Source organism: Mycobacterium heckeshornense, from assembly GCF_016592155.1.
Lineage (GTDB): Bacteria > Actinomycetota > Actinomycetes > Mycobacteriales > Mycobacteriaceae > Mycobacterium > Mycobacterium heckeshornense.
In genome coordinates this window covers 4,411,220-4,435,661 of the sequence record NZ_AP024237.1, presented here as the reverse complement: position 1 = coordinate 4,435,661, position 24,442 = coordinate 4,411,220, and the positions used below count along the sequence as shown (strand labels likewise).

General features: G+C 67.0%; 27 protein-coding genes. 14 read left to right on the top strand and 13 right to left on the bottom strand.

The window, feature by feature from the left end:
• Positions 1–57: 57 nt before the first annotated feature.
• Entirely contained in the window at positions 58–465 is a 408-nt protein-coding gene (locus tag MHEC_RS21455) for a hypothetical protein (RefSeq protein ID WP_048889509.1), read from the bottom strand.
• 48 nt (positions 466–513) lie between these two features.
• Here MHEC_RS21455 and MHEC_RS21450 point away from each other — a divergent pair, with 48 nt between their 5' ends.
• Positions 514–1,377: a DUF559 domain-containing protein gene (locus tag MHEC_RS21450; RefSeq protein ID WP_235434708.1), complete on the top strand. Its 864-nt coding sequence runs from the start codon at positions 514–516 to the stop codon at positions 1,375–1,377.
• A gap of 85 nt (positions 1,378–1,462) precedes the next feature.
• Here MHEC_RS21450 and MHEC_RS21445 read toward each other — a convergent pair whose 3' ends face one another.
• The gene (locus tag MHEC_RS21445) at positions 1,463–3,193 is read right to left on the bottom strand and encodes an N-acyl-D-amino-acid deacylase family protein (protein ID WP_048889510.1); all 1,731 of its coding nucleotides are present in this window, start codon (positions 3,191–3,193) and stop codon (positions 1,463–1,465) included.
• 155 nt (positions 3,194–3,348) lie between these two features.
• On the opposite strand from MHEC_RS21445, the gene MHEC_RS21440 reads away from it, so the two are divergent.
• The 3 genes from MHEC_RS21440 to MHEC_RS21430 are packed head-to-tail and all read left to right on the top strand — an operon-like array spanning position 3,349 to position 4,916.
• A complete protein-coding gene (locus tag MHEC_RS21440) occupies positions 3,349–3,879 on the top strand; it encodes a mycothiol transferase (RefSeq protein ID WP_048889511.1) in 531 nt (176 codons plus the stop codon).
• 29 nt (positions 3,880–3,908) lie between these two features.
• Positions 3,909–4,073 carry a hypothetical protein gene (locus tag MHEC_RS21435; protein WP_160315025.1) on the top strand — a complete coding sequence of 55 codons (165 nt, stop codon included), beginning with the start codon at positions 3,909–3,911 and terminating at the stop codon, positions 4,071–4,073.
• Between the two features lie 6 nt (positions 4,074–4,079).
• Positions 4,080–4,916, top strand: a complete 837-nt coding sequence (locus tag MHEC_RS21430) for a hypothetical protein (RefSeq protein WP_048889512.1) — start codon at positions 4,080–4,082, stop codon at positions 4,914–4,916.
• 17 nt (positions 4,917–4,933) lie between these two features.
• Here the strand turns inward: MHEC_RS21430 and MHEC_RS21425 are convergent, their stop codons facing one another.
• The 8 genes from MHEC_RS21425 to MHEC_RS21390 form a co-directional block, all read right to left on the bottom strand.
• Positions 4,934–5,632 (bottom strand): anti-sigma factor, encoded by a 699-nt coding sequence (locus tag MHEC_RS21425; RefSeq protein WP_048889513.1) that lies wholly within the window; start codon positions 5,630–5,632, stop codon positions 4,934–4,936.
• Positions 5,629–6,192 (bottom strand): sigma-70 family RNA polymerase sigma factor, encoded by a 564-nt coding sequence (locus MHEC_RS21420; protein WP_048889665.1) that lies wholly within the window; start codon positions 6,190–6,192, stop codon positions 5,629–5,631. Before MHEC_RS21420 ends, MHEC_RS21425 begins: the two co-directional genes overlap by 4 nt.
• 35 nt (positions 6,193–6,227) lie before the next feature.
• Entirely contained in the window at positions 6,228–7,010 is a 783-nt protein-coding gene (locus tag MHEC_RS21415) for a DUF1295 domain-containing protein (protein ID WP_048889514.1), read from the bottom strand.
• The gene (locus tag MHEC_RS21410; RefSeq protein WP_048889515.1) at positions 7,007–8,278 is read right to left on the bottom strand and encodes a class I SAM-dependent methyltransferase; all 1,272 of its coding nucleotides are present in this window, start codon (positions 8,276–8,278) and stop codon (positions 7,007–7,009) included. The genes MHEC_RS21415 and MHEC_RS21410 overlap by 4 nt, the downstream gene beginning before the upstream one ends.
• Positions 8,275–8,973, bottom strand: coding sequence for a DUF1365 domain-containing protein (locus MHEC_RS21405; protein WP_048889516.1), 699 nt, complete (start codon positions 8,971–8,973; stop codon positions 8,275–8,277). The genes MHEC_RS21410 and MHEC_RS21405 overlap by 4 nt, the downstream gene beginning before the upstream one ends.
• On the bottom strand, positions 8,967–10,274 hold the full coding sequence (locus MHEC_RS21400; RefSeq protein WP_048889517.1) for an NAD(P)/FAD-dependent oxidoreductase: 1,308 nt from the start codon (positions 10,272–10,274) through the stop codon (positions 8,967–8,969). Before MHEC_RS21400 ends, MHEC_RS21405 begins: the two co-directional genes overlap by 7 nt.
• Positions 10,275–10,315: 41 nt before the next feature.
• Entirely contained in the window at positions 10,316–10,786 is a 471-nt protein-coding gene (locus tag MHEC_RS21395; protein WP_048889518.1) for an SRPBCC family protein, read from the bottom strand.
• A 176-nt stretch (positions 10,787–10,962) separates the two neighbouring features.
• A complete protein-coding gene (locus tag MHEC_RS21390) occupies positions 10,963–12,990 on the bottom strand; it encodes a prolyl oligopeptidase family serine peptidase (protein WP_048889519.1) in 2,028 nt (675 codons plus the stop codon).
• A gap of 57 nt (positions 12,991–13,047) precedes the next feature.
• On the opposite strand from MHEC_RS21390, the gene exaC reads away from it, so the two are divergent.
• The 5 genes from exaC to MHEC_RS21365 all read left to right on the top strand — a co-directional run bounded on the left by exaC (position 13,048) and on the right by MHEC_RS21365 (position 16,718).
• Complete coding sequence (gene exaC, locus MHEC_RS21385) at positions 13,048–14,571, top strand: acetaldehyde dehydrogenase ExaC (protein WP_048889520.1); 1,524 nt, start codon at positions 13,048–13,050, stop codon at positions 14,569–14,571.
• Positions 14,572–14,581: 10 nt separating this feature from the next.
• Complete coding sequence (locus tag MHEC_RS21380) at positions 14,582–15,091, top strand: DUF779 domain-containing protein (protein ID WP_048889521.1); 510 nt, start codon at positions 14,582–14,584, stop codon at positions 15,089–15,091.
• 30 nt (positions 15,092–15,121) lie between these two features.
• Entirely contained in the window at positions 15,122–15,400 is a 279-nt protein-coding gene (locus MHEC_RS21375) for a putative holin (RefSeq protein WP_048889522.1), read from the top strand.
• The gene (locus MHEC_RS21370) at positions 15,393–15,917 is read left to right on the top strand and encodes a hypothetical protein (RefSeq protein ID WP_048889523.1); all 525 of its coding nucleotides are present in this window, start codon (positions 15,393–15,395) and stop codon (positions 15,915–15,917) included. Before MHEC_RS21375 ends, MHEC_RS21370 begins: the two co-directional genes overlap by 8 nt.
• Positions 15,918–16,076: 159 nt before the next feature.
• A complete protein-coding gene (locus MHEC_RS21365; RefSeq protein ID WP_048889524.1) occupies positions 16,077–16,718 on the top strand; it encodes a TetR/AcrR family transcriptional regulator in 642 nt (213 codons plus the stop codon).
• A gap of 17 nt (positions 16,719–16,735) precedes the next feature.
• Here MHEC_RS21365 and MHEC_RS21360 read toward each other — a convergent pair whose 3' ends face one another.
• Both MHEC_RS21360 and MHEC_RS21355 read right to left on the bottom strand, forming a co-directional pair.
• Positions 16,736–17,758 carry a zinc-dependent alcohol dehydrogenase gene (locus MHEC_RS21360; protein ID WP_048889525.1) on the bottom strand — a complete coding sequence of 341 codons (1,023 nt, stop codon included), beginning with the start codon at positions 17,756–17,758 and terminating at the stop codon, positions 16,736–16,738.
• Positions 17,755–18,939: a sulfotransferase family protein gene (locus MHEC_RS21355; RefSeq protein ID WP_048889526.1), complete on the bottom strand. Its 1,185-nt coding sequence runs from the start codon at positions 18,937–18,939 to the stop codon at positions 17,755–17,757. The genes MHEC_RS21360 and MHEC_RS21355 overlap by 4 nt, the downstream gene beginning before the upstream one ends.
• A gap of 58 nt (positions 18,940–18,997) precedes the next feature.
• On the opposite strand from MHEC_RS21355, the gene MHEC_RS21350 reads away from it, so the two are divergent.
• Both MHEC_RS21350 and MHEC_RS21345 read left to right on the top strand, forming a co-directional pair.
• Positions 18,998–20,242 carry an alkyl sulfatase dimerization domain-containing protein gene (locus MHEC_RS21350; protein ID WP_048889527.1) on the top strand — a complete coding sequence of 415 codons (1,245 nt, stop codon included), beginning with the start codon at positions 18,998–19,000 and terminating at the stop codon, positions 20,240–20,242.
• Positions 20,239–20,709 (top strand): VOC family protein, encoded by a 471-nt coding sequence (locus MHEC_RS21345; RefSeq protein WP_048889528.1) that lies wholly within the window; start codon positions 20,239–20,241, stop codon positions 20,707–20,709. Before MHEC_RS21350 ends, MHEC_RS21345 begins: the two co-directional genes overlap by 4 nt.
• Positions 20,710–20,807: 98 nt before the next feature.
• Here MHEC_RS21345 and MHEC_RS21340 read toward each other — a convergent pair whose 3' ends face one another.
• Positions 20,808–20,987: a hypothetical protein gene (locus tag MHEC_RS21340; RefSeq protein WP_048889529.1), complete on the bottom strand. Its 180-nt coding sequence runs from the start codon at positions 20,985–20,987 to the stop codon at positions 20,808–20,810.
• A 169-nt stretch (positions 20,988–21,156) separates the two neighbouring features.
• On the opposite strand from MHEC_RS21340, the gene MHEC_RS21335 reads away from it, so the two are divergent.
• From MHEC_RS21335 to MHEC_RS21325, 3 genes are read left to right on the top strand one after another with little or no spacing between them, the layout of a single operon-like run.
• A complete protein-coding gene (locus tag MHEC_RS21335) occupies positions 21,157–22,527 on the top strand; it encodes a cryptochrome/photolyase family protein (RefSeq protein WP_048889530.1) in 1,371 nt (456 codons plus the stop codon).
• A gap of 13 nt (positions 22,528–22,540) precedes the next feature.
• Positions 22,541–23,020 carry a TspO/MBR family protein gene (locus MHEC_RS21330; protein WP_048889531.1) on the top strand — a complete coding sequence of 160 codons (480 nt, stop codon included), beginning with the start codon at positions 22,541–22,543 and terminating at the stop codon, positions 23,018–23,020.
• Positions 23,021–23,075: 55 nt separating this feature from the next.
• A complete protein-coding gene (locus MHEC_RS21325; RefSeq protein ID WP_048889532.1) occupies positions 23,076–24,434 on the top strand; it encodes a TIGR01777 family oxidoreductase in 1,359 nt (452 codons plus the stop codon).
• Positions 24,435–24,442 lie beyond the last annotated feature (8 nt).

Below are 24,442 nucleotides of genomic sequence, written 5' to 3'. Positions count from 1 at the left end.
TCCGTACCGGAAAAGCCGGAAAAGCCCGGTCCCCTTGGGGGCCGGGCTTTTTCGTTGCTACGCGCGTGCGGACGACGATGCCTTGAAGATCACGCAGTCGTAGGTGTGCCCGCGCTGACAGGTTGGGGAGTCGCCCGCGGCCGGTCGGTGCAGGAGTGCGCGGGTGGGCACCATCGTCACGGGTTCGGTCGTTTCGGGGTCGACGGGCTTTTCGGTGTCGGCGTCGACGATCAGCGAGTATTCGCCGGGGTCGCGTGGCGGCCAGACCAGGGTGGCGGTGCCGTGCCTTGCGAGGTTGGCGCGAGTGTGCCCACCGGCCGGTCCGATGTCGAACGCTCGCCCGTCGAAAGCCGGCTCGATTTCCACCGCGCGCACCCGGTAGTCGTCGTTGACGGTGATCAGGTAGGCGAACCCGTAGTTGCCGAGGGCGTCAGCCAGCCGGTCGAGGTCCACGTCTGCGCTCATGTGGATAACTGTAGGCGGGTTTCGCGGGCCGCGGTCATGCTGCCGGCTGTGGGCGGGGACGAGTGGCCATTTCTCGGGCGGCAGGCCGTGCGGCGGGGCGACATCTCGGAATACCAGCTGGAGAAGAACTACCGAGCTGTGTATCGCAATGTCTATGTGCCCAAGCACCAACCGCTGAGCGCGCTGACCCGGGCCCGCGCCGCCTGGCTGTGGTCCGGCGGCCGCGCCACGCTGGCCGGGCTGTCCGCAGCGGCGGTGCTGGGAACGAAATGGATCGACGTTGACAGTCCCGCCGAGCTGATCCGCATCAATCGGCACGTCCCGCCCGGCGTCGTCGTGCATTCCTACACTCTCGATGCTCGAGAGGTATGCCTCGTCAACGGGATCCGGATCACGACGCCGGAACGTACCGCCTTCGACATCGGCCGCACTATGCCCCGGGATCGTGCGATTCCGGTGCTCGACGCGTTGGCGAATGCGACCAATTTCACGGTCTCCGATGTTGTCGCACTCGCCGACGGCAAACCGGGCATTCGCGGTGTTCGCCGGCTACGAACAGCGTTGCGGCTGGTCGACGGCGGCGCTGAGTCACCGCAGGAAAGCCGGCTGCGATTGCTGCTCGTCGATGCGGGGCTGCCCGCGCCGGAAACCCAGATCCCGTTCGTCGACGAGTTCGGCGTCACCCGGATCCGCGTCGACATGGGCTGGCGTGCGTGGAAAGTAGCCGTCGAGTATGACGGCGTGCAGCACTGGTCGGACCGGTACCAACGGTCTTGGGACATCGACCGCGTCGCGATGCTCGAAGCGCTCGGGTGGGTTGTTGTCCGGGTCAGCGCCGAGATGATGACCCGTCCGCGGGTCATCATCGAGCGCGTGACCGCCAAGCTGCGGGTGGCGGGTTGCCCGCTTTAGCGCCGAGTGTGCAGGTTATGCCGACGATTTCGCCGATTCCTCACCAATAACATGCACAGTCGGCGCGGCTAGGCCGGCGGCGCGGCTAGGCCGCCGGCGCGGGTTGCCGGCCGCGCACCAGCCGTCCCGGCCGGGCGTCGGTCGGTACACCGTCTCGGGCGATGATCTCGCCCGAGACGATCGTCGCCACGTAGCCGTCTGCGGTCTGGTCCAGACGACGCCCGCCCGCCGGCAGGTCGTGGGTGACGATCGGCTTGTGCAGCCGCAGCCGCGCGTGGTCGATGACGTTGAGGTCGGCTTTGTAGCCGACGGCGATGCGGCCGCGGTCGCCCAGCCCGGCGACGCGGGCCGGCACCGAAGTGAGCTCGCGGATCGCCTCGGGGACGCTGAACCGCCCGGAGGCCCGGTCGCGGGCCCAATGCGCCAGGAAGTACGTCGAATAGCTGGCGTCGCAGATCATCCCGTAGTGGGCGCCGCCGTCGCCGAGGCCCAGCACGACGTCGTCGCGGCGCAGCAACTCGCCGACGGTATCCAGCGAATAGTTTTCGAAATTGCTGGTGGTGACCAGCAGCATCGCGTGGCCGTCGTCGTCGAGCAGCCGGTCGTAGGCCTCCTCGATCGGGCGCACCCCGCGGGCGCGGGCCCGCGCCGCGATGCTGTCCGAGCGCCGCGGCTCGTAGTTGGGGTCGTCGCCCAGCGGGAAGATCCAGTCCCAGGCCTGCGCCAGATACATCAGCGGATGGCCCTGCCCCGGCTTGTCGGCCAGAATGCGCTCACGCACGTCGGGTTTGCGCATTTCGGCGACGCGCTCGGGCAGCGGCAGCCCGGCGATCTCCCGGTAGCTGGGATACAGCACGAACGGGTTGGCGCTCAGCTCCAGCCCGATGATCAGCCCGATCGGGCGCGGCAGCAGCTGCGCGGTCACCGAGGGTCCGTCACCGCGGACGGCGTTGGCCTTCTCGATCATGGTGATGGCATCCGGCCACATGGGGTCGCCGGCGTTGCCGATCGCCAACGTGAACGTCACCGGAAGCCCGACGTCCTCGGCGACGTCGAACACCTGCTGCAGCACCGGCTGATACCCGCCCGCGGGCACGTCGGGCACGAACTGGATCAGCCCGCCGCCGCCGTCGACGACGCCCTTGGCGATCTCAAGGATCTCCTCGCGGGCCGCGTCGTAGCTCGGAATCGGCGAACCGCTGGCGGTCTTGTGGATCATCAGCCGCGACGACGCGAACCCCAGCGCCCCGCACTCGATCGCCTCCTTGGCCAAGGCCCGCATCGTCGCGAGGTCCTCAGCCGTGGCCGGTTCGCGGTCCGCGCCGCGCTGACCCATCGCGTAGACCCGCAGCGGCGAGTGCGGCAGGTAGGCTGCCACGTCAATATCGCGCTGTCGCGCCTCCAGCGCATCCAGGTATTCGGGGAAGGTCTCCCAGGTCCACGGCAGCCCGTCGGTCATCACCACGCCGGGAATGTCCTCGACGCCGGCCATCACGTCGACCAGCACCTCGTGGTCGTCCTGGCGGCATGGGGCGAAGCCGACACCGCAGTTGCCCATCACGACCGTCGTCACCCCGTGCGCCGACGACGGGTTCAACCGGTCCGACCAGATCGACTGGCCGTCGTAGTGGGTGTGCAGGTCGATGAAACCGGGCGTGACCAGCAATCCGGTCGCGTCGATCTCCGAAGCGCCGGTATCGTCGACCGCGCCGACGGCCCTGATGACGCCGTCTTTGACGGCGACGTCCCCGACAAACGGTTTACCGCCTAACCCGTCGACGATGCTGCCATTGCGAATCACCAGGTCGTAGGTCATCTAAACAATCTACGACCGGGTCGGCGGCTCATGCCAGGCTGAACCGCCGCACGCGCCGCGGCTCGGGCCCCTCCGCGCGTTCGGCCGCGATCCGGCGGCGACAACGGCGAAGCGGTCTTCGACCGAGCCGGCGGCGGGCCCGTAATCTCGCAGGTATGCCCAGCACCGATGCCGCCTCCGCCCAAGAGTTGCTGCGCGACCTGTTCACCCGGTTGATCGAACACGTCGACGAACTCACCGACGGGCTCACCGAGGAACAGTCCCAGTGGCGGCCGCACCCCGCCGCCAACAGCATCGCCTGGCTGATCTGGCACAGCGCGCGTGTGCAGGATGTGCAGGTCGCTGACATCGCCGGTGTCGAGCAGGTGTGGACGCGCGACGGCTGGGTGGACCGTTTCGGTCTGGACCTCCCGCGCGGCGACACCGGCTACGGGCACAGTCCCGACGACGTGGCCAAGGTGCGTGCCCCGGCTGAGCTGCTGGCCGGCTACTACCGCGCCGTGCACAAGCTGACGCTGGAGTACATCGCCAGCGTGACCGCCGACGAGCTGTCCCGGATCGTCGACGAGCGCTGGGATCCGCCGGTGACGGCGAGCGTGCGACTGGTCAGCATCGTCGATGACTGTGCCCAACATCTCGGCCAGGCCGCCTATGTGCGCGGGATTGCCTCCGAGGCGCGGATTTGACACCTGTCGACGCGGCTAGCATGACCGCTATGACCGCCACCACCGCACCACAGTCTCCCGGCACCGGCATCATCCGGACCCACCCCGCTGACGTCCCTGGCATCGCCGCCAGATTGGGTGCAGCGCAACGGGAATGGGATCAACTCGGCGCTGAAGGGTCCTGGTCGCGTCGCCAAAGCCGCCAAACCTGCTAGATAGCAGTGCGCTTCGTTGCGGCGGTGCTGTTGTGGTTGAGCACCACTGCGGCACTTGCGGTGGCGGTACCGGCGGTATGGGCACAGCGAAACATTGTCGATGCCGACGGCTATGCGGCGATGGCCCAGAAAGCGGCGGCTGATCCGGCGGTGCAGGCCGCGGTGGCATCGCAACTGGCCGCCGAGGCGTGTTTGCTGGTCAGAGAACACGGATCCCGCGCCGATCCCGGGCTGGTGCGCGATCTTGCGACGGCCTACACCGGCGGACCGTCATTTTCGCCGCAGTTCGTACAGGCCAACAGGATTGCACACGGTTGGGCGTTCGCCGGCACTGAGCCGGGGCCCGACCCATGGGTGATCGATTTGGCCCCCCTGCTGAACGACAGCTCTTTTCGCCAGACGCTGGCCGACAACGACATCCACATACCCGCTGTCACGGCCGTTCCCCTGACGGTATCCGCGCCAAAATCTTTGCGGCCCGGTCAATTACACCCACTGGCCATTTGGGGGCCGTGGGTGAGTCTCGGGGCGACAGTGCTGGCGGGGGGTGGCGCGGTGCTGACACTGGCCGCCGCGCGACGCCGCGGCAAGGCGCTGGCCAGCCTCGGCGTCGCTGCGTTGCTGGTCGCGGCGGTCGGCTATGCGGGCATCGAGGTCGGCCGCCGCCGCATCGACGACGTGCTTAACCGCACGGGCGGCGACACGCGCCGGATCGCTGAGGCGCTGCTCGGCTCTGCCGAAGCCAGCCTGCACCATTGGCTCAACGTCATCCTGGCGGCCGGTGGCGCGCTGGTGGCGCTCGGCGTGCTGGTCGCGATACTGGGTGGTCTGCGCAGGCGGTGACGCCACCGTGGCGCGGCTCAGGTCAGCGGCAACTCGGTCAGCATCCGCCCGGTCGGGCGTGGTGACCCGTTGCCGGGCTCGACGGTAAATGCCAGCGCGCTCGAACTTCCCAGATTAGGGATCACGGCGGTGGTCGACGGCGCAACGGCTTTGGTGTCCATCGTGCCCGCCGAGGTCGGGCCATGCGCGTCGAGCAGCCACATCTGATACACCGAGCCGGGCGGCGGCGGCGGGACGTTGTTCATCACCAGTACGCCGGCGTTCTTGTCGCGGGAGAACACGATTGTCGCGCTCCCGCCACTGAGCAGCGGGCCGGTGACCGTGCGGACATCCGGCGCGGTCAGCACCTGCTCAGCGACCGTGGGCGATGCGAACGGCCGCACGACCGCCCCGACACCGAATGCGGCCAGGCCCACCACAATCGCCGCTGCTGCAGCAATAAGTCCTGTGCGCCAACGCTTCTGGCGACGCCGATCGGAATCCACCGCTGCCAGCACGACCGAACGCAAGTGGGCCGGCGGCTCTGCGCCGGTGACCGCCGATACCACCGCCATGGTCTCACGGACGGCGCGCACCTGCTCGTGGAAGGCCTCGGCCACCGGCGGTGGGGCGGCTTGGACCTGCCGCTCGATGTCGGCGCGCTCGGTGTCGGAGACGGCGTCCAGGGCATACGGTGTGGCCATCTCGAGCAGGTCGAATTCGGTCGGCTCGGTCATGTCACACCCAGGCAGTTGCGCAGGCTACGTATCGCGTCACGCATGCGCGACTTGATCGTCGACAAATTGGCGGACAATTGCTGCGACACTTCGACATAGGTCAACCCGCCGTAATAGGCCAGTTCGATGCATTCCCGCTGGGCGTCGGTCAGCCCGTCCAGGCACTCGACCACCCGGCGGCGCTCGTCGCCGGCGATCGCCGAGTCGGCGACGACGTCGCTGGACGGGTCGACGTTGGCTGCGCTGTAGCGTGACTCACGCTGACTGGCGGCGTGCTCGCTGCGCACCCGGTCGACGGCGCGCCGGTGCGCCATGGTCAGCAGCCACGCCAAGGCGGAGCCCTTGGTGGAGTCGTAGTCTTTTGCGGTACGCCATACCTCGAGGTACACCTCCTGGGTGGTTTCCTCGCTGTAACCGGAATCGCGCAGGACCCGGGTCACCAGCCCGTAAACGCGTGCCCTGGTGCGATCGTAGAACTGGGCAAACGCATCCGCGTCGCGACGAGCCACCCGGCGCAACAATGCGTCCAGGTCGCTGCTCAGCCGCGGCGCTCCGGTCATCGACCGGTAGCCTATCCTCCGCTCCGCGACCATGGTCATCTGCGTGCCGATCTGGGCGGCCACGGGACGAAAAACGATGTCCGCGCCTGGTATTCGTCGAAGCCCGGGCGGCCCCGCATGTACTTCTCGGTGCGTCGGCCACCGGTCGCGTAGACCAGAAAATAGGTCATGAGCAGTGGTGAGGGCAGCGTGACCAGCGCAGTGCACCCGGTGATCGTTACCAGCCACAGCCCCCACCACACGCAGGCATCGCCGAAGTAGTTGGGGTGGCGCGTCCACGCCCACAGACCCCGGTCCATCACCTGGCCGCGGTGCGCGGGATCGGATTTGAACGCCTGCAGCTGCCGGTCGGCCACGGCCTCGACGGTGACGCCGACGGCCCACACCACCAGACCGATCGCCGGGATGGCGAGCAGCCGTCTGGGCGTGGGACCGGTGACTGCCGACAATTGCAGCGGCAATGAGACAAACCATGTCGCGCAGGCCTGGGCGACAAACACTTTGCGTATTACCTGGCTCACGGTGGCACCCCGCAGCAGGTCGGCATAACGGGGATCTTCACCGTGCCCGGCCGTTTTTCGGTATACGTGCCAGCTCAACCGCAGCGCCCAGAGGCCGACCAGTCCCAACAGCAGGTATCGACGCAGCACGTCACCTCGGCCGAGCACGGCCGCGGTGACGGCCACCGCACCGAAGCCTGCGCCCCAGGCCACGTCTACCACGTTGTAGCGCCCGAGTCGGCGGCCGATGCAGAAGGTCGCCGCGTGCAGCACGGCGAGCACCGCTGCCGACACCCCGGAGACCACTGCGAAGTTCATGGCCTGTGCTCTCGCACGAACGTCCACTGATAGACGTTGAGGTAACCCGACCGAAAGCCCGCCTCCGAATATGCCAGATACAACTCCCACATACGGGCAAAGACATCGTCGAAACCTGAGCCTGCCAATCGGTCTCGTCTCTGGCTGAACTTTTCCCGCCACAACCGCAGTGTCTCGGCGTAATGCGGCCGCATCGGCAGAAGGTCAACAGGGCGTAAAGTGGTGTGGCGCGCGGCGATTCCCAGAATTGCCTCGGCTGAAGGAATCAGGCCGCCGGGGAAAATGTATTTCTGCATCCAGGTGTGCGTCTTGCGGGTGGCCATCATCCGGGCATGTGGCATGGTGATCGTTTGAATCGCTACCCGGCCGCCCGGTTTCACCAGCCGCTCCAAAGCCCGGAAAAAGTGCGGCCACCAGCGGTACCCGATGGCTTCGATCATCTCAGCCGACACCACAGCGTCATAGCTGCCTGTCACGTCGCGGTAGTCGCACAGATCGATGTGCACCTGCCTCGACAGTCCCGCGGCGCAGACCCGTTGGCTGGCAAGCCGCTGTTGCTGGGCCGACAAGGTCACTGACCGGACGTGCGCTCCTCGAGCGGCCGCGCGGATGCACAGCTCGCCCCACCCGGTCCCGATCTCAAGCACGCGACTGCCGTTACGCACTCCGGCGGCGTCAAGCAGCCGGTCAATCTTGCGCCGCTGCGCCTCGGGCAGGTCGGACCACGACGCCGGCAGGTCGCTAAACAACGCGCACGAGTACGTCATGGTTTCGTCGAGAAACGCCGCGAACAACTCGTTGGACAGGTCGTAGTGCGCGGCCACGTTGCGCCGAGCCTGACCCCTGTTGTTGCGTCGGGGACGAGGTTGGACGGCGTGGGCGATCGGCCGCAACGATTGCAGCGGGGACGGCACGAGGTCTGACACCGCGGTCGCGAAGACCGTCAGCAGCCCGCAGAGGTCGTCGCAATCCCATTCGCCTGCCATGTAGGACTCGCCGAAGCCGATGAGTCCGTAGCGGCCGACCCGGCGCGCGAAACGGTCCGGCCGGGTGATCACCAACGTCGGTGAGGTCGCGTCGCCCGCGCCAAGGACGGTGCCGTCAGGGTAGGCGACCCGCAGTGGCAGCTCCGCGGCGGCCCGGCGCAGCAACCACTCGGCGACCACCCCGCACGCTGCGGCGACAGGACCCGACGGCACTTTCGCCACCGCCGGCCAGCGTCGGGCATCGATTGCCGACGGTCGTGGGCTGCTGACGGCGACGTTCATCGCGGCACCACGCGAACTCGTCGTAACCACAACTTGATTCCCTGCACCCGGATACGCAATGTCACCACCATCGGCGCCAGCGGCGCCACGATCTGCATTCGCAGCACCTGCCACACCGTGGCCGGTAATTGCTTGCCGCTCAGTGTCGCAACGAAAGCCGGCTGGTTGTCGCGGTGATACGACACCATGATCCGCAGGTGGCTGCCGGGCCTGGGCGCACGCACCGTGTAGTAGCCATCCACCGGATTGAACGGTGAGACATAGAACGTCTTCGCGACTGGCACCGGTGATTCGGCGGGCGGCAACAGGTAGGCGTGGCGATCGCCGTAGGTGTTATGCACCTCCGCGATCACGCGGCGCACGGTGCCGCCGCGGTCGTGGCACCAGAACAGCGACAGCGGGTTGAAGACGTAACCCAGCACCCGTGCCTGCAGCAGTGCAGTGACGGGCCCAGCGGGCGGCGTGATGTCGTGGTCGGCGAGGAACGCATATACCCTGTCGCGCAACGAATCACCGGATTGGCCGACGAGGTGGTCGCGCGGCTCGAACCGTGCGAAGGGGCTCAGCCACCACGGCAGCCGCGGCAGATCATCGATGTCGACATACCAGCTATAGCTGCGGTACCGAAAGCAGTGGCGCACCGGGGCCTGCCGGCTGTGGGTGATGGTGGTCCGATAGATCGCAGGTGTCAACATGCGACGACCTCTTTCGGTGCGGCAGGCGCCGGCCAGTCCACGCCGAGGCGCCGGGCCGCGCGGAGCCCCGACGCTGCCCCGTCCTCGTGGAACCCCCAGCCGTGATAGGCACCCGCGAATACCACGCGGTCGTCATCGATGGTCGGCAACATCCGCTGAGCCGCAACAGATTCCGGTGTATACAGTGGATGGGCGTAGATCATCTCGGCGAGCACCGATCGTGGATCGACCCGGTCATGGCCGCCGAGGGTCACCAAAAACCTTCGCCTGCCACAGATCCGCATGAGTCTGCTGACGTCGTAGGTGATCAGCACCTGGTCGCTGGCAGACGTGATCAGGTAGTTCCATGACGCGCGGGCGTGGCGGTGACGGGGCAGCAGCGACTCGTCGGTGTGCAGCAGGGCACGGTTGGGGGAGTAGCGGATCGCCCCGAGAACCGCGCGCTCGTACGGCGAGGGGTCGTCGAGCAGCAGCAGCGCCTGGTCGGGATGGACCGCGACGACGGCCGCATCGAAGAACCGCGGTGCGGCGTCGCCGGCCTGCACCTCTACCCCGGTGGGCAGCCGGCGCAACCAATGCACGGGCGTCCCGGTGGCGACCTCGTCGAGCCGCGCGGCGACGGCCGCCACGTAGGTTGCCGAGCCGCCGCTGACGGTGCGCCATCGTGGTGAACCGAACACCGACAGCATCCCGTGGTTGGCCAGGAAGACGAACAGATACCGCGCTGGATAGCGCAACGCGTCGCCGCCGCCACAGGACCACACGCCCGCCACCAACGGTGTGACGAAGTGGTCGACGAAATACCCGGAGAAACCGTGTCGGTCTAAAAAGCTGCCAAGGGTTTCGAGGTCGTCGTCGGCGCCCTGACGCAGCAGCCTGGTCGCGGCACGGTGGAAACGGACGATTTCGGCGAGCATGTGCAGATAACTGGGCCGAAGGCACTGCCAGGACGCGAAAATTCCCCGGATGCCAAGCGCGCCAGCATATTCAAGGCCGGTGTCCTCGTCGCGGATCGACATCGACATCTCGGATTCCTGTGTCGTCACCCCGAGCTCGTCGAACAGTCGACACAAGGTGGGGTAGGTGCGGTCGTTGTGCACCAAAAACGCCGAGTCGACCGCGACCGGCTCCCCGTCGCCGCGGTCGACGAAGTGGGTGTGTGCGTGCCCGCCGAGCCGGGCGTCGGCCTCATACAGGGTGACCCGGTCTCGCCGCGACAGCACATACGCCGCGGTGAGGCCCGCCACACCGCTGCCGATCACCGCGACGGAGCGTGCTGGTGCATCGAATCGTCGTCGCACATGAGGGATTCGGAGCCGAGCGGCGCGCGGACGGGGGCGGGTCAGCCGCCGTAGCGGTCCGCAAGCCGTCGCAGGGTGGCTTCGATGCCGGCCGCGTTGCGCTTGGCGAAGCCGGTCAGCTCGTAGTACTTGAGCCAGTTCTTCACCGGTCCGGCGTCGCGATAGTCGAAGGTTTCGGTGACCCGGGTTTTGCTGGGGGTGACCGCGGCGAACTCCCAGCGCCAGCGGTGGCCGACGGGGTGGCGCCATTCGATGAGCCGGTCGGGTTCGAACCCGGTCACCGTGCTGGTGATGCGATAGGGCACGCCGAACATCTTCATCTTGGTGGCAAACCGCGCACCTGCCTCGAGCCGCTCGGGTCCGCGGATGTTCGCTCCGACGGTGCCCGAGCCGTCGAGCTCATGGTGGCGGCGCGGGTCGGCGACGATGGCGAACAACTCGCTGGCCGGCGCGGCGACCTCAACCGCGCGACTCACCTGCTGAGGTCCGGCGTCGACGGTGATGACGGTCATGCCTTGAGGCTAGTCCTCGGCGTGGCGTTCCTGGTCCCATCGTTCGAGGCGCGCTTGCAGCTCTACTAGGCCAAGGCCCGCCACCGGGCCGCCAACCGACAGGCAGGCCAGCAGTAATGGACTCATCTCGACCTCCTCGACTCCTACGGGTGAGACGGTCGGCGAGGCCAAGAGGTTCAATGCTCCCCGCCGAGCATCCGCCACAGAAACGAGAAGCTTAGTGCCGCTTTGAATGCGATCTGTGCGTTGTCGGCCGCGCCGGCGTGTCCGCCCTCGATGTTTTCGTAGTACCAGACCCGGTGCCCGGCGGCCTCCAGCGCGGCAGTCATCTTGCGGGCATGCCCCGGATGCACCCGGTCGTCGCGCGTGGACGTCGTGATCAGCACCGGCGGGTAGTGCGCGTCGGCCGAAATATGGTGATACGGCGAATATTCGGAGATGAACTCCCAATCGGCGGGATTGTCGGGGTCACCGTATTCGGCCACCCACGACGCACCCGCCAGCAGCCGGTGAAACCGGCGCATGTCCAGCAGCGGCACCTGGCACACCAGCGCACCGAAAAGCTGCGGATACTGGGTCAGCATGATGCCCATCAGCAACCCGCCGTTGCTGCCGCCCTGGGCACCGAGCCGGTCGACGGTCGTGACGCCGCGCTCGACCAAATCCGTTGCCACCGCGGCGAAATCCTCGGCCACCAGGTGCCGGCCCTCCCGCATGGCCTGGGTGTGCCAGCGCGGCCCGTACTCGCCGCCGCCGCGGATGTTGGCCACCGCGTAGGTGCCGCCGCGGGCCAGCCAGAGCCGGCCCAGCACGCCGTCGTAGCCGGGCGTGCGCGCCACCTCGAAACCGCCGTAGCCGGACAACAGTGTGGGTCCCGGCCCCGAAACGTCGCGCGGCCGGACGACAAAATACGGGATCGCCGTGCCGTCCTTCGATGCGACAAAATGCTGTGTGACACTGATGTTTTTGGTTTCGAAGAAGGATGGCGTGGATTTGATTTCTTCCAGCGGCCCGTCAGGGGTGCCGCGCAACAGCCGCGACGGGGTGTCGAATCCGCTGAAGTCCAGGAAGAACTCGTCGCCGAACTCGTCGGCGGCGGCGATCACGGTCGTCGCCGCCGCGGGCAGGCCGGGCAGCGGTTGGCGCGCCCAGCTGCCCGGTATCACGGCCTCGACCCGGCTAGCCACGTCGGCCAGCGTGACCAGGAAAAGCCGGTCGCGGGTCCAGGCGTACTGGTGCAGGCAGGTGTGCTCGTCGGGCTCGAATACCACCTCTAAAGGCGCTGTCCCGGAGAGGAATTTCTCGTAGTCGGCGGCCAGCAGCGAGCCGGCGGCGTAACAAGCTGTGCCGGTCGACCAGTCGGTGCGCAGCTCGATCAGCAACCACTGTCTGTGCACCGACAGGGTCGCGTCGGTCGGCGCGTTGATTCGAATGAGCTCGTCGTCGCGCAGCTCGTAGACCTCGTCGTTGAAGAAGTCGATCGCCCGCCGCAGCAGGGTGCGCCCGAAACCGGGAGTGCGGTCGACCGAGGCCGCCACCACGACGTCGCCCCGCGACCCTTCGAACAGCGTCTGCGCCGCGGCCAGCGGCTGGCCACGCCGCCACCGTTTGACGATGCGCGGATAACCGGATTCGGTCAGCGAGTTTTCGCCGAAGTCGGTGCCCACCAGCACGGTATCCGGGTCGGCCCAGGTGATGTAGGTCTTGGCTTCCGGTAGTACAAACCCATCGGAGACGAATTCGCATGTGGCCAGGTCGAATTCGCGGATAACCGACGCGTCTGAGCCGCCCCGGGACAGGCCGATGAGTGCCCGGGTGTATTCGGGTTCGATGACAATCGCCCCGGCCCATACCCAGTTTTCGTCGTCGGCGCGGCTCAATTCGTCGACGTCGATCAGCACTTCCCAGTCCGGTTGTTCGCTGCGGTAGCTCGCCAGCGTGGTGCGCCGCCACACTCCGCGCGGGTTGGTCGCGTCGCGCCAGAAGTTGTAGAGAAATTCGCCCCGGCGACGCACATAGGGGATGCGGGCGTCGGTGTCGAGCACTTCCAGCGCTTCGCTGCGCATCCGTTCGAAATCCGGACCACCGAACTCGGCCACGGTGGGTTCGTTGTGTGCCCGTACCCAGTTCAGTGCGTCCTCGCCGGTGATGTCCTCCAGCCACAGATACGGGTCGCCCACCTGTTCACCGGCCATGGAACACATTGTGGCCGCAGCGGTACTGTGAGCTGTGTTACAGCAAGCGTCAAGGAGCTGATACCGATGACCGTCTACGCACGCCCGGGTTCGCCTGGGGCGCTGATGTCGTATGAATCCCGGTACGGCAACTTCATCGGCGGCGACTGGGCGCCGCCCGTGCACGGCCGCTACTTCGACAACCCGACGCCGGTGACCGGCCAGCCGTTCTGCGAGGTGCCGCGCTCCGACGAGGCCGACGTCGACAAGGCGCTCGACGCCGCTCACGCCGCCGCGCCGGCATGGGGCAAGACGGCGCCGGCCGAGCGGGCGGTGATCCTGGGCAAGATCGCCGACCGCATCGACGCCAACCGCGAAGCGCTCGCGCTGGCCGAAGTCTGGGACAACGGCAAGCCGATCCGTGAAGCGCTGGCCGCCGACATCCCGTTGGCCGCCGACCATTTCCGCTATTTCGCGGGGGCGATCCGCGCCCAGGAGGGCACGCTCTCCCAGATCGACGAGGACACCGTCGCCTACCACTTCCACGAGCCGCTCGGCGTCGTCGGGCAGATTATCCCGTGGAACTTCCCGATCCTGATGGCGTCGTGGAAGCTCGCGCCAGCGCTGGCGGCCGGCAATGCCGTGGTGCTCAAGCCGGCCGAGCAGACGCCGGCGTCGGTGCTGTATTTGATGTCGCTGATCGCCGACCTGCTGCCGCCGGGAGTGGTCAACATCGTCAACGGGTTCGGCGCCGAGGCCGGCAGGCCGCTGGCGTCGAGCCACCGCGTCGCCAAGGTGGCGTTCACCGGGGAGACCACCACCGGGCGGCTGATCATGCAGTACGCCAGCCAAAACCTCATCCCGGTGACGCTGGAGCTGGGCGGCAAGAGCCCGAACATCTTCTTCTCCGACGTGATGGCCGCCCACGACGACTTCTGCGACAAGGCGCTGGAAGGCTTCACCATGTTCGCCCTCAACCAGGGTGAGGTGTGCACCTGCCCGTCGCGCAGCCTGATCCAGGCCGACATCTACGACGAGTTCCTGGAATTGGCGGCGATCCGCACCAAGGCCATCCGGCAGGGCGACCCGCTGGACACCGAGACGATGCTGGGCTCGCAAGCCTCCAACGACCAGCTGGAAAAGGTGTTGTCCTACATCGAGATCGGCAAGAGCGAGGGTGCGGCGATCGTCACCGGCGGCGAACGCGCCGAACTGGGCGGGGATCTCTGCGGCGGCTACTACGTGCAGCCGACCATTTTCACCGGCCACAACAAGATGCGCATCTTCCAGGAAGAGATCTTCGGGCCGGTGGTGGCGGTCACGTCGTTCCGTGATTACGACGAAGCCATCGCGATCGCCAACGACACCCTTTACGGGCTGGGCGCGGGCGTGTGGTCAAGGGACGGCAACACCGCCTACCGGGCCGGCCGCGACATCCAGGCCGGCCGGGTGTGGGTCAACTGCTACCACGTCTACCCCGCGCACGCAGCCTTCGGCGGCTACAAGCAGTCGGGCATCGGCCGGGAGAACCACAAGATGATGCTCGACCACTACCAGCACACGAAGAACCTGATGGTGTCCTACTCCGAAAAGGCGCTCGGGTTCTTCTGATGCGTGCGTGATGAACGCGGCACCGCCCCGGGTGGTGATCACCGCCGCCGCCGCGCAGCTGCTGCGCCAGCTGCAGGAGCGCCACGGCCCGGTCATGTTCCACCAGTCCGGCGGCTGTTGCGACGGGTCGTCGCCGATGTGCTATCCGGACGGGGACTTCCTGGTCGGCGACCGCGACGTCCTGTTGGGCGTACTTGACATAAAAAACGGGGCCGGCGACGGGGTGCCGGTGTGGATCTCGGGTCCCCAGTTCGAGACGTGGAAGCACACCCAGCTCGTCATCGACGTGGTGCCGGGCCGCGGCGGCGGGTTCAGCCTGGAAGCACCGGAGGGGATGCGGTTTTTGAGCCGCGGACGCGCCTTCAGCGACACCGAGAACGCGTTGCTGGGCGCCGCGCCGGTGATCACCGGCATCGACTACGAGCGCGGCGAACGCCCGCCGTCGCGCGGCCCGGTCGTCGCGCAAGCCGCCGACGCGTGTCCGGTACCCGCAAGGCGCGCCGGGGAAGTGACGCGCTAGCCGACGGCTGCGGCAGTAAGGTCGTAAGGCGTGATTCCGCTTCCACGTGCCTGGCTGCTCGCCAGCGCCATGTTGGCCGGCACCGCAACGGGGTTGCTGGCCGCAGCGGCGGCCACTGTGGGTGTCCATGCCCGGGTGCGCCCGGACGTGGTGATCGCGTTGGTGGTCGGAGTGCCCGGTGCGCTGGGGCTGTTGCTGATCCTGTTGTCCAGGCATCGCTGGGTGACCGCCCTCGGGGCGTTCACCCTCGCGCTGGCGCCGGGGTGGTTCGGTCTGCTCGTCGCGATCCAGGTGGGTTCCAGTGCCTGACGACGAATCGCAGCCGAAGACCGAGCCATACACGCCGACCTTTGACACCGGCCCGATTTCTCAGCCGCTGGAATCCGTCGCGGGCCAGGCGGGCCGTGGGCGGCACGCGGCGCCCGATCCGGTTTCGACAGCCGGGGCACCGGGGTCTGAGCCCCTACCGGCGCCGGTCCAGCCGGTCATCGTGCCTGGCCGGTACCACTTCGTGAAGTGGTGGAAGCTCGCCTTGCTCGTCGGCGCGGTGTGGGTCGTCGCGGCACCGATCGGGTTGGGCCTTTTCTATTGGTGGTATCACTCGATCGACAAGACTCCCGCGGTATTCGTGGTCTTGGTCTACGTCGTGGTCTGCACCGTCGCGGGGTTGATGTTGGCGATGGTGCAGGACCGGCCGCTGCTTTCGGCGTTAGCGATCGCGGTGATGTCGGCGCTGTTCGCGTCGGTCGCGGCCGCGGCACCGCTCTACGGCTGGTACTACTGCCAGCGGATGCCGCACTGCCTGGTCGGGATCATCCCGGACTAACGCGGCTCCGAGGCGTGCCCGGGTTCGCTCGCGACGCAGCAGCCACGGCTGCGATCGGCCCGACCTCATGACCTCCGCGTGTTTGTGGCGGCCCGTCGAAGCACAAGGGTCCTGTGCCCAATCGGGCACGAGTTGACTCGTTAGACTGCCGTCACGGCGATGAGGAGAAAGCCAGATGCTGAGCAGCGGCGCCGTGATCTGTGCGATGCCGCGATCGAGTTGTTGGCCGAGGATGGGGCGCGGGGACTGACCCACCTGCGCGTTGACCGGCGCGCAGGGGTCGCCGACGGGACGACGTCGTTTTACTTCCAGACAAGAGCTGCTCTGCTGCGCGGGGCTACTGACCGGGTGGTGCAGCTCGACGTGGAGGACTTCACCGCCGCGATGAGCGCGATCGGTGCCTCCGGCGGCGATCGAGTCGACTCTCTTCTGTCTCGACTGGCCGAGCAGGCAATGAGGACCGCGGTCGAACCCGAACGATCACGTGCGCGTGCGCGTTTTGAGCTGCTGATGATCGCGGCGCGCGATCCGGAACTGGGTGCGGTGTTCCAGGGCCTCATGGATCGATTCGTCGCGATTAGCGAAGAAGCGGTGGCTCAAGTGCAGCCCGCCGGTGCGGTCGCCGATCGAGAGCTGATCAAGGAGCAGGCATTCGCTGTGGTCACATTCCTCGGCGGATTTCTCTTCCGGTTGGCCAACGGTCTGGCCCGGCTTGACGACGCCAAGCAACTCGAGGGGTACCTGCATGCCGTAATTACCGGCGTCGCCGCCGAACACACACGAATCCGGGCGGCGGGCTGACTCGCGCTGCGGGAGCGCTAGCGCGCACGCCGAATACTACTGTGCCGCTGGAGGTTTGGGTCGGCAGTGACGAGAACACGTCCATGCACACCGGCGTTGCGGACGAGATCGAAGGCGTCGGCGATTCGGTCCAGGCCGAATTGCGGCCCCATCATGCGGGCCGGCTCGATGTCTCCACGACTGAAGGCGGCGATCACCTCGCGGAACTCGTCAGGCCGGTAGCAGACAGAGAACCGGATTGTGAGCTCCTTGAGCAGCGCGGTGACGGGTTCGATCGGCACCGCCTCGGCGCAGGCCCCCGAGACAACGATGCGGCCAAGCGGGCGCACGACCGTCTGGCATGCCTGGAGAAGTTCGGGACGCCCGACACACTCGATCGACGCGTCATACGCACCGGCGGTGCACTCGGTGACCGAGCCCACCACATCGGTTGCGCCCATGACGCTGGCCAACTTACGGCGCTCGGGGTCGGGGTCGGCGGCCGTGATCCGCGCGGCTCCTTTCGCCGACAACCAGGCGATCGTGGTAAGACCAACACCACCCGCGCCGACAACCAGCACTTCGTCACCGGGCCGGATCTCAGCCGTGTGGACGCCGTGCAGCCCGACCGCGAACGGCTCAACCAAGGCCGCGCAAGCGCCGGTCAAATCGTCGGGCAGGGCGAACGCATGCCGCGCGGGGACGACAGCGAGCTCGGCGAACCCGCCCCGATCGGACCCCATGCCGATGTAACGGGTCTGAGCGCAGTGCGCGACTGCGCCGGCCACGCAGTAGCTGCAGGCGCCACAGCAAACAACCGGCAGCACAGCAACATTGGTGCCCTTGCGCCAGTTGCCGGCCTCCGATCCCACGGAGACGATCTCGCCACCCAATTCATGGCCCATGACGATGCCCGCAGGCATGAACGGCTGCGCTTTGACGTCCGAGCCGCAGACACCGCATGCCGCAACCCGGATCACCAACTCATCGGGACCCGGTGCCGGATCGGGTAGTTCGACGATCTCGAATCCGTGGGCCTCCGTCGTAACAGCCGCCCTCACGAGGTTCCTTCCATTTCGATGTCGAACGCCGAAAGGTATTGATCGAAGACCGGTTCCAGATCGGCAATGGTGACGCCGGAGCCGTCAAGCGAATAGGGCTGAACGCCAAAGCGGTCCTGCGGGTGTCGTTGCAGCCACGTGAGCATGGCGGCCTCGGTAGACGCGGTGAGCTCGTCGCCCGCCCACTCGTACAGCGAACGCATCACGCCGATCGGATCGCGCATAAGCGCGGCGTAGTGCAAATCAAAGAACCGTTCGTCGCCGATGCGCCGGCGCGCTTGCAGCGGTCGGGCGACGTGTGCGTGCAACTGGCGAAGCACGTTGGACACCACGTCGTCAACGTCGATGTCAGCACCTAGCACTGCGCGCGACAGATAGTTCAACCGCAGGAAGGATGCGGTGGCCTTGAACGGATCGCGGTGAGCCCAGACGATGCGCACATCAGGGAACGTCGACAGCAGCGTTTCGATGTGCACGGCGTGGGATGGCATCTTGAGCGACCACACACCCGGCGCCCGCGACTGCAGCATTTGCAACACCGATCGCTCGTAGGCATAGGTACTCGTCATGTCGGCCTCGAGCAGCCAGTCCGCGTAGGCGCTGGTCGGCATGAAAGCTTCCCACAGGTAGGCCTTGAAATCCTGGCTTTGCACGAACACGCACTCGGTGGGCCCGTCGGCCTCATCCCAGTGCACCATCGGGATGTTCGCCGCCTTCAACCCTTCAGCCATCATTTCCAGCTCGGCCTTCTTCTTCAGGCAGCGCGGATCGGTGCGTAATGTTTCAGGCGGTGCTGGCGGGACGGAGTTCTCCGCTTCCCACGTCAATAGCGACCGCCGGTTGGGGTCCTGATCTAGCAGATAGCTCGCCAACGATGTACCGGTCCGCGGCAGGCCAAGAACCACCAGCGGACGTTCGATGCGTTCCGCACCGACCTCGGGATGCCGCTTGAGGTAATCGACGACGCGCAGTCGGTTCCACAGGGCGTCGACGAACCGGCCGTAGACGTAGTCGCGTCCCCCGGCGGTCACACCGGGCGCGGATTCGACGGTCTGCACCAGAAGCGTCAGACCCTCGCGCCACGAATCACTACCGAAGTCGTCGAGGCCGGCGCGCTCGCACGCGCGGGCGACCAGGTGCTCGACTTCCGGAGTGTTCTGGGTGCTTCGCAAGGTCGCCATGCGACCAGAGACTATACGATCGTAGAGAACAAATGTTAGGTTAGGCAGCGGACGCGGCATGGGAGGTCGACTGCTGGTGCAATCGCTGGACTCGCTGGTGAAACAAGGCGAGGGCGATCAGGACGCCGTCGATGTTGGCGACGGCATATTTATGTCCAGAAACATCGCCAACAGCTACCTGGTGACGACGGCCGATGGCGACGTGCTGATCAACACCGGCACCGACTTCGAAGCCGCCCGAATCAAGGCGCGTTTTGACCGGGTGAGCAGCGGGCCGCTTCGAGTCATCGTCTTCACCCAGGGCCATCCGGACCATGTGGGTGGGTGGAGCACCTTCCACGGGCCCGGTGTTGAGACCATCGCTCAGGCGAACCACGCCGATGTCCGGGAGTACTGGCGGCGCCTGCACCCGTTTTACTCGCGGCGCATCATGAGGCTGTGGGGCGCATTCGTGGATGTCGATGCGACGTCGCTGAAACTACCGCCGGAACCAGCGCTCACCACCACGTTCATCGACAGCCATGCGTTCGAGCTCGCAGGCCGCCGGTTCGAGCTTTACTCCACCCCGGGCGGTGAGACCACCGACGCCCTTGTCGTCTGGATGCCTGAGCACCGGACCGCCTTCATCGGTAACCTGATGGGACCGTTCTTCGGTCATGTGCCAAATCTGTACACCTTGCGCGGGGACAAGATCCGCAGCGCGATGGCATTCATCCACTCGGTGGACCGGGTAATCGCACTCGGGCCCGAGACGCTCATCAACGGTCACGATGTCTTTCGCGGTGCCGACGAGATACGGCACACGATGACCACAGTCCGAGACGCCACGGCTTATCTGCGCGACCGGACCATCGAGGGGATGAACGCGGGCACCGACCTGTGGACCCTGATGCATGAAATCAGGCTGCCGGCCGATCTTGCGCTACCCCAGGTGCACGGCAAGGTGCCATGGATCGTGCGGGCAATCTGGGAAGAACACGTCGGCTGGTTTCGGTACGAGTCGACCACCGAGCTCTACGACGTACCGCCGTCGGCGGTATGGCCCGACATCGTCGATCTCGCCGGCGGTGTCGCCGCTCTCACCGAGCGTGCCCATACTCACGTCGAACAGGGACGTGCCCTGCAGGCGCTGCACCTGACCGATATCGTCCTTGGCCACTCACCCAGTGACCTCGGCGCATTACGGGTGAAGCGTGCTGCCCTCGAACAGCTCCTAGCCGCCTCCGGACGGGAGAACTTCAGCGAGACGCAATGGCTGGAGCAGGAAATCAAGAAGACCACCACCGATACGGACAGCGAATGAAGCCCGAGGACCTCTACCACACCGGCATCGTGGTCGACGACTTCGATGAAACCTTGGACTGGTTCATCAAAGTTGCCGGCTACCGGTGGACCGACGTGGTCGAGGTCGACCAGGTCGCCCAGACGCCGGACGGTGAGATCACCATTCCCATGCGAATGGCGTACTCGGGGAGAGAACCTCGGGTGGAGCTACTGCAGACAGTTCCCGGAACGATCTGGGTCCCTGCGGATTCGGGCGTGCATCATCTCGGCTACTGGTCCGACGACGTGGAGTCAGATCTTGCGACACTCGAGGCGACCGGCATGCGATACGAGGTGAAGGCATTCAACCCGGATGGGTCCGGGGAACTTCTGTGGGCGTACTGCAAAGGCCCGGCCGGACCGCGTATTGAGCTTGTCAGCCGGGCTATGGAACCGTTCATCCAATACTGGTTCGCCACTGCCGACACCGCCTCGCAATCAGGCTGACATGACCGTCACGTCACAAACGCATTTGCGCCATGGTTGCTTCGGCCCATCCGGTTCGGGCTTTCCAGGACGAGATCGTCGGGCCCGTGGGGTGGTGCTCACGGCGACCGCTGCGCAGCTGCCTCGCCAGCTGTAAGAGCGCCACGGCCCGGGGATGCGCTGCTTTCGGCGTTCGCGATCGCGGTGATGTCGGCGCTGTTGGCGTCGGTCGCGGCCGCGGCACCGCTGTACGGCTGGTAGTACTGCCAGCGGATGCCCCACTGCCTGGTCGGGATCATCCCGTACCAGAGCTAACGATGCACAAATGATGCAAAATCGGTTTAGCTGGGGCGCAGCGACGGGTAGATTCGCTAAGTGTGCCCGCCCGGCGCCGCAGTGCCGCGCGGCCCAGCCCGACCGCTGCCGCGTTCGAGCTGACGGCGGCTAGCGCGCGAAGGATGCGAAGCCATGACGGTGACGATGGCCCTGTTTACCAGGGACCTGCGGGTGCACGACAACCCCGTGCTGAGCGCCGCCCATCGTCGCGGCGGCGCGGTCGTGCCGCTGTTCGTCCTCGACGAAGCGATTCTGACCAGCGACTATGTCACGCCCAACAAGGCCGCCTTCCTGGTTGACGCGCTCACCGACCTCGACGACGAACTGCGCCGCCGAGGTGGCCGCTTGATCGTGCGGCGCGGACGGTTCGTCGACGAAGTGCTGCGCGTCGTCGAGGAGTTGTCGATCACCGACGTCCACGTCGCCGCCGACGTCAGTGCCTACAGCCGGCGCCGCGAACAGCGATTGCGCCGCGCGCTTGCCGGGCGTGGCTGCGCTCTGCACGTCCACGCCGGCTCGATCACGGTGGCCGAGCCGGGCAGCATCGTGCCGAGCGGCGGCGATCACTTCGCGGTGTTCACGCCCTACTACCGGCGCTGGCTCGCCACCCCGGGCCGCAAAGCGTTGCGGGCCCCGACGACGCTGACCGTTCCGCACTGCCGCGGCGAGCCCATTCCCCGCGCCGGCGAGCTGTGCCCGGGTGCCGCCTCGCCGCGGCTGGCCACGGGCGGGGAGAGTACCGGGCGACAGCTGCTGAGCCGCTGGCTGGACACCGGGGTCGACCGCTATGACAGCCGCCACGACGACCTGGCTGCCGACGCGACCTCACGCCTTTCGCCGTACCTGCACTTCGGGTGCCTGTCGCCTGCCGAAATCGCGCACCGGACAACGCAATCCAGCGAGGGACGGAAATCCTTTGTCCGCCAGTTAGCCTGGCGCGACTTCCATCACCAAGTCCTCGCCGCCCGGCCGGAGGCGGCCCGCCTCGACTACCGAACCCACCACGACCGGTGGCAGCACAATGGGCGGTGGTTCGACGCCTGGCGGGATGGACGCACCGGCTATCCCATCGTCGACGCCGGGATGCGGCAGCTGGCTGCCGAAGGCTGGATGCACAATCGCGCGCGTCTGATCACCGCAAGCTTTCTGACCAAAACCCTCTACCTCGATTGGCGACTCGGCGCCGCTCACTTCATGAGGCTGCTGGTCGACGCGGACGTGGCCAACAACCAACTCAACTGGCAGTGGGTGGCCGGAACCGGCACCGACACCCGACCCAACCGGGTGCTGAACCCGATACGGCAGGCCCAACGCTACGACCCCGACGGTGAGTACGTGCGGCGCTGGGTCCCCGAGCTGGCCGATATCTGCGGCCCTGACATCCACATACCGTGGCAACTGCCCGCGTCAGCCCCTGACTATCCGCCGCGCATCGTCGACCACATGGAAGCCGCCGCGCAGTTCAAAACCGCCCGAAGCGGCGCGACACCCGCCACGCAGTGAAAGGACAGTTGCGTTGAACAAAACAACATTGACCGGCACCGCCCTCGCGGTGGCCACCGCCTCGGGCCTGGGCAGCATCGCCAGCCGACGCGGCTCCGGGCAGTGGTACGCGCGATTGCGCAAACCACGCTACGTTCCGCCAAACTACGTGTTCCCGCTGGCGTGGACCACGCTCTACGGCGATATCGCGGTCAGCTCCGCCGCCGCGATCGACCGCTTGCAGGCCCAAAACCGCGGGCCACAGGCCCGAAAATTGGCTGCCGCGCTGGCCGCGAACCTCGCCCTCAACGCGGGGTGGAGTTGGCTGTTCTTCAGACACCGCAAGCTGGGTGCGTCGGCGGCCGCCGCCGCCGTGTTGACACTCAGCAGCTCGGACCTGGTCCGACGTGTCGGTGAAGCAAATCAGCCGGCCGGGATTGCGCTAACCGCCTACCCACTGTGGTGCGCGTTCGCGACGCTGCTGTCAACCCGGATTTGGTGGCTCAATCGTTAACGCCCGCAACGCTATTGCGCTGAGGGCCCGGCCTCTGGACCTTGGGAAGTCAGCCATGGGCATCGAGTACGAAAGCGTCGTCGAGCACCCGCAGAGCGATGTCTTCGCCTGGCATACCCGGCCGGGCGCGATGGCCCGGCTGATCCCGCCCTGGCAGCCGATGACGATCTTGGCCGAAGCCGAGTCCCTCGCCGAGGGGTGCGCTGTGCTGGGGCTACCCGGCGGGGTGCAGTGGGTGGCGCAACACTGCGCCGACGAGTTCGAGCCGCCGCGCAAGTTCGTCGACGTGATCTCGTCGGCGGGGCCACGGTCCTGGCCGCCGCGGTTGATCGGTTGGTGGCGGCACACACATGAGTTCAGCGACGCCGGCGATGGCACCACCCTGGTGCGCGACCGGGTCGACACCCCGGTGCCGGGTGCGGCGCTCAAGTCCACCTTCGTGTATCGGCATCGTCAGCTCGCCGACGACCTGGCCGCACACCGCGACGCCGCCGGGCATGTGACGAGGCCGCTCGTCGTGGCGCTCACCGGGGCGTCCGGTCTGGTCGGCTCGGCGTTGACCGCGTTTCTCACCACCGGCGGGCACCGGGTGATTCGGCTGGTCCGTCGACCGGCGACGTCAGCAGACGAACGCGAGTGGGATCCGGCCGCCCCGGCCGAGGGCCTGCTGCGCGGGGTGGACGCGGTCGTTCACCTGGCCGGCGCATCGATCGCGGGGCGGTTCACCGATCGGCACAAGGCGGCCATCCGCGACAGCCGCATCGGGCCCACCCGGCGGCTGGCCGAAGCGGCTGCGACCGCGAAAAACGGCCCGTCGGTATTCGTCAGCGCTTCGGCCATCGGCTACTACGGATACGACCGGGGCGATACGCCATTGGGTGAGGACAGTGCGCGCGGCACCGGTTTTCTCGCCGATCTGGTCGCCGACTGGGAAGCCGCGACGGCGCCCGCCGCCGACGCGGGTGTGCGGGTGGTGTCGGTGCGCACCGGGATCGTCCAGGCCGCCCGCGGCGGCACCCTGAAGTTGTTGCGCCCGTTGTTTTTTGCCGGTGCGGGCGGGCGGCTCGGCAGCGGCCGCCAGTGGCTGTCGTGGATCGGCCTGGACGATCTGACCGACATCTACTACCGGGCGCTCTACGATACCCGGCTGAGCGGACCCGTCAATGCGGTCAGTCCGGCACCGGTGCGCAACAGCGACTACACGAAAGCCCTTGCGCGCGTGCTGCACCGACCCGCCGTCTTGCCCGTTCCATCCCTGGCACCGCGAATCCTGTTGGGCCAGCAAGGCGCTCGTGAACTTGCCGAAGCCGACCAGCGGGTGCTGCCGACCAGGCTGCGAGAGCTCGGTCACCGGTTCCGTCACCCCACGGTGCAGCTGGCGCTGGCTCACCAGCTCGGACACGACGCGGACTGACGCGAAAC

Coding starts and splice junctions, on each gene's coding strand:
- MHEC_RS21455 (WP_048889509.1), bottom strand. CDS start 465: ATGAGCGCAGACGTGGACCTCGACCGGCTGGCTGACGCCCTCGGCAAC.
- MHEC_RS21445 (WP_048889510.1), bottom strand. CDS start 3,193: ATGACCTACGACCTGGTGATTCGCAATGGCAGCATCGTCGACGGGTTA.
- MHEC_RS21440 (WP_048889511.1), top strand. CDS start 3,349: ATGCCCAGCACCGATGCCGCCTCCGCCCAAGAGTTGCTGCGCGACCTG.
- MHEC_RS21435 (WP_160315025.1), top strand. CDS start 3,909: ATGACCGCCACCACCGCACCACAGTCTCCCGGCACCGGCATCATCCGG.
- MHEC_RS21425 (WP_048889513.1), bottom strand. CDS start 5,632: ATGACCGAGCCGACCGAATTCGACCTGCTCGAGATGGCCACACCGTAT.
- MHEC_RS21420 (WP_048889665.1), bottom strand. CDS start 6,192: ATGACCGGAGCGCCGCGGCTGAGCAGCGACCTGGACGCATTGTTGCGC.
- MHEC_RS21415 (WP_048889514.1), bottom strand. CDS start 7,010: ATGAACTTCGCAGTGGTCTCCGGGGTGTCGGCAGCGGTGCTCGCCGTG.
- MHEC_RS21410 (WP_048889515.1), bottom strand. CDS start 8,278: ATGAACGTCGCCGTCAGCAGCCCACGACCGTCGGCAATCGATGCCCGA.
- MHEC_RS21405 (WP_048889516.1), bottom strand. CDS start 8,973: ATGTTGACACCTGCGATCTATCGGACCACCATCACCCACAGCCGGCAG.
- MHEC_RS21395 (WP_048889518.1), bottom strand. CDS start 10,786: ATGACCGTCATCACCGTCGACGCCGGACCTCAGCAGGTGAGTCGCGCG.
- MHEC_RS21390 (WP_048889519.1), bottom strand. CDS start 12,990: ATGTGTTCCATGGCCGGTGAACAGGTGGGCGACCCGTATCTGTGGCTG.
- exaC (WP_048889520.1), top strand. CDS start 13,048: ATGACCGTCTACGCACGCCCGGGTTCGCCTGGGGCGCTGATGTCGTAT.
- MHEC_RS21380 (WP_048889521.1), top strand. CDS start 14,582: ATGAACGCGGCACCGCCCCGGGTGGTGATCACCGCCGCCGCCGCGCAG.
- MHEC_RS21365 (WP_048889524.1), top strand. CDS start 16,077: ATGAGGAGAAAGCCAGATGCTGAGCAGCGGCGCCGTGATCTGTGCGAT.
- MHEC_RS21355 (WP_048889526.1), bottom strand. CDS start 18,939: ATGGCGACCTTGCGAAGCACCCAGAACACTCCGGAAGTCGAGCACCTG.
- MHEC_RS21350 (WP_048889527.1), top strand. CDS start 18,998: ATGGGAGGTCGACTGCTGGTGCAATCGCTGGACTCGCTGGTGAAACAA.
- MHEC_RS21345 (WP_048889528.1), top strand. CDS start 20,239: ATGAAGCCCGAGGACCTCTACCACACCGGCATCGTGGTCGACGACTTC.
- MHEC_RS21340 (WP_048889529.1), bottom strand. CDS start 20,987: ATGATCCCGACCAGGCAGTGGGGCATCCGCTGGCAGTACTACCAGCCG.
- MHEC_RS21335 (WP_048889530.1), top strand. CDS start 21,157: ATGACGGTGACGATGGCCCTGTTTACCAGGGACCTGCGGGTGCACGAC.
- MHEC_RS21325 (WP_048889532.1), top strand. CDS start 23,076: ATGGGCATCGAGTACGAAAGCGTCGTCGAGCACCCGCAGAGCGATGTC.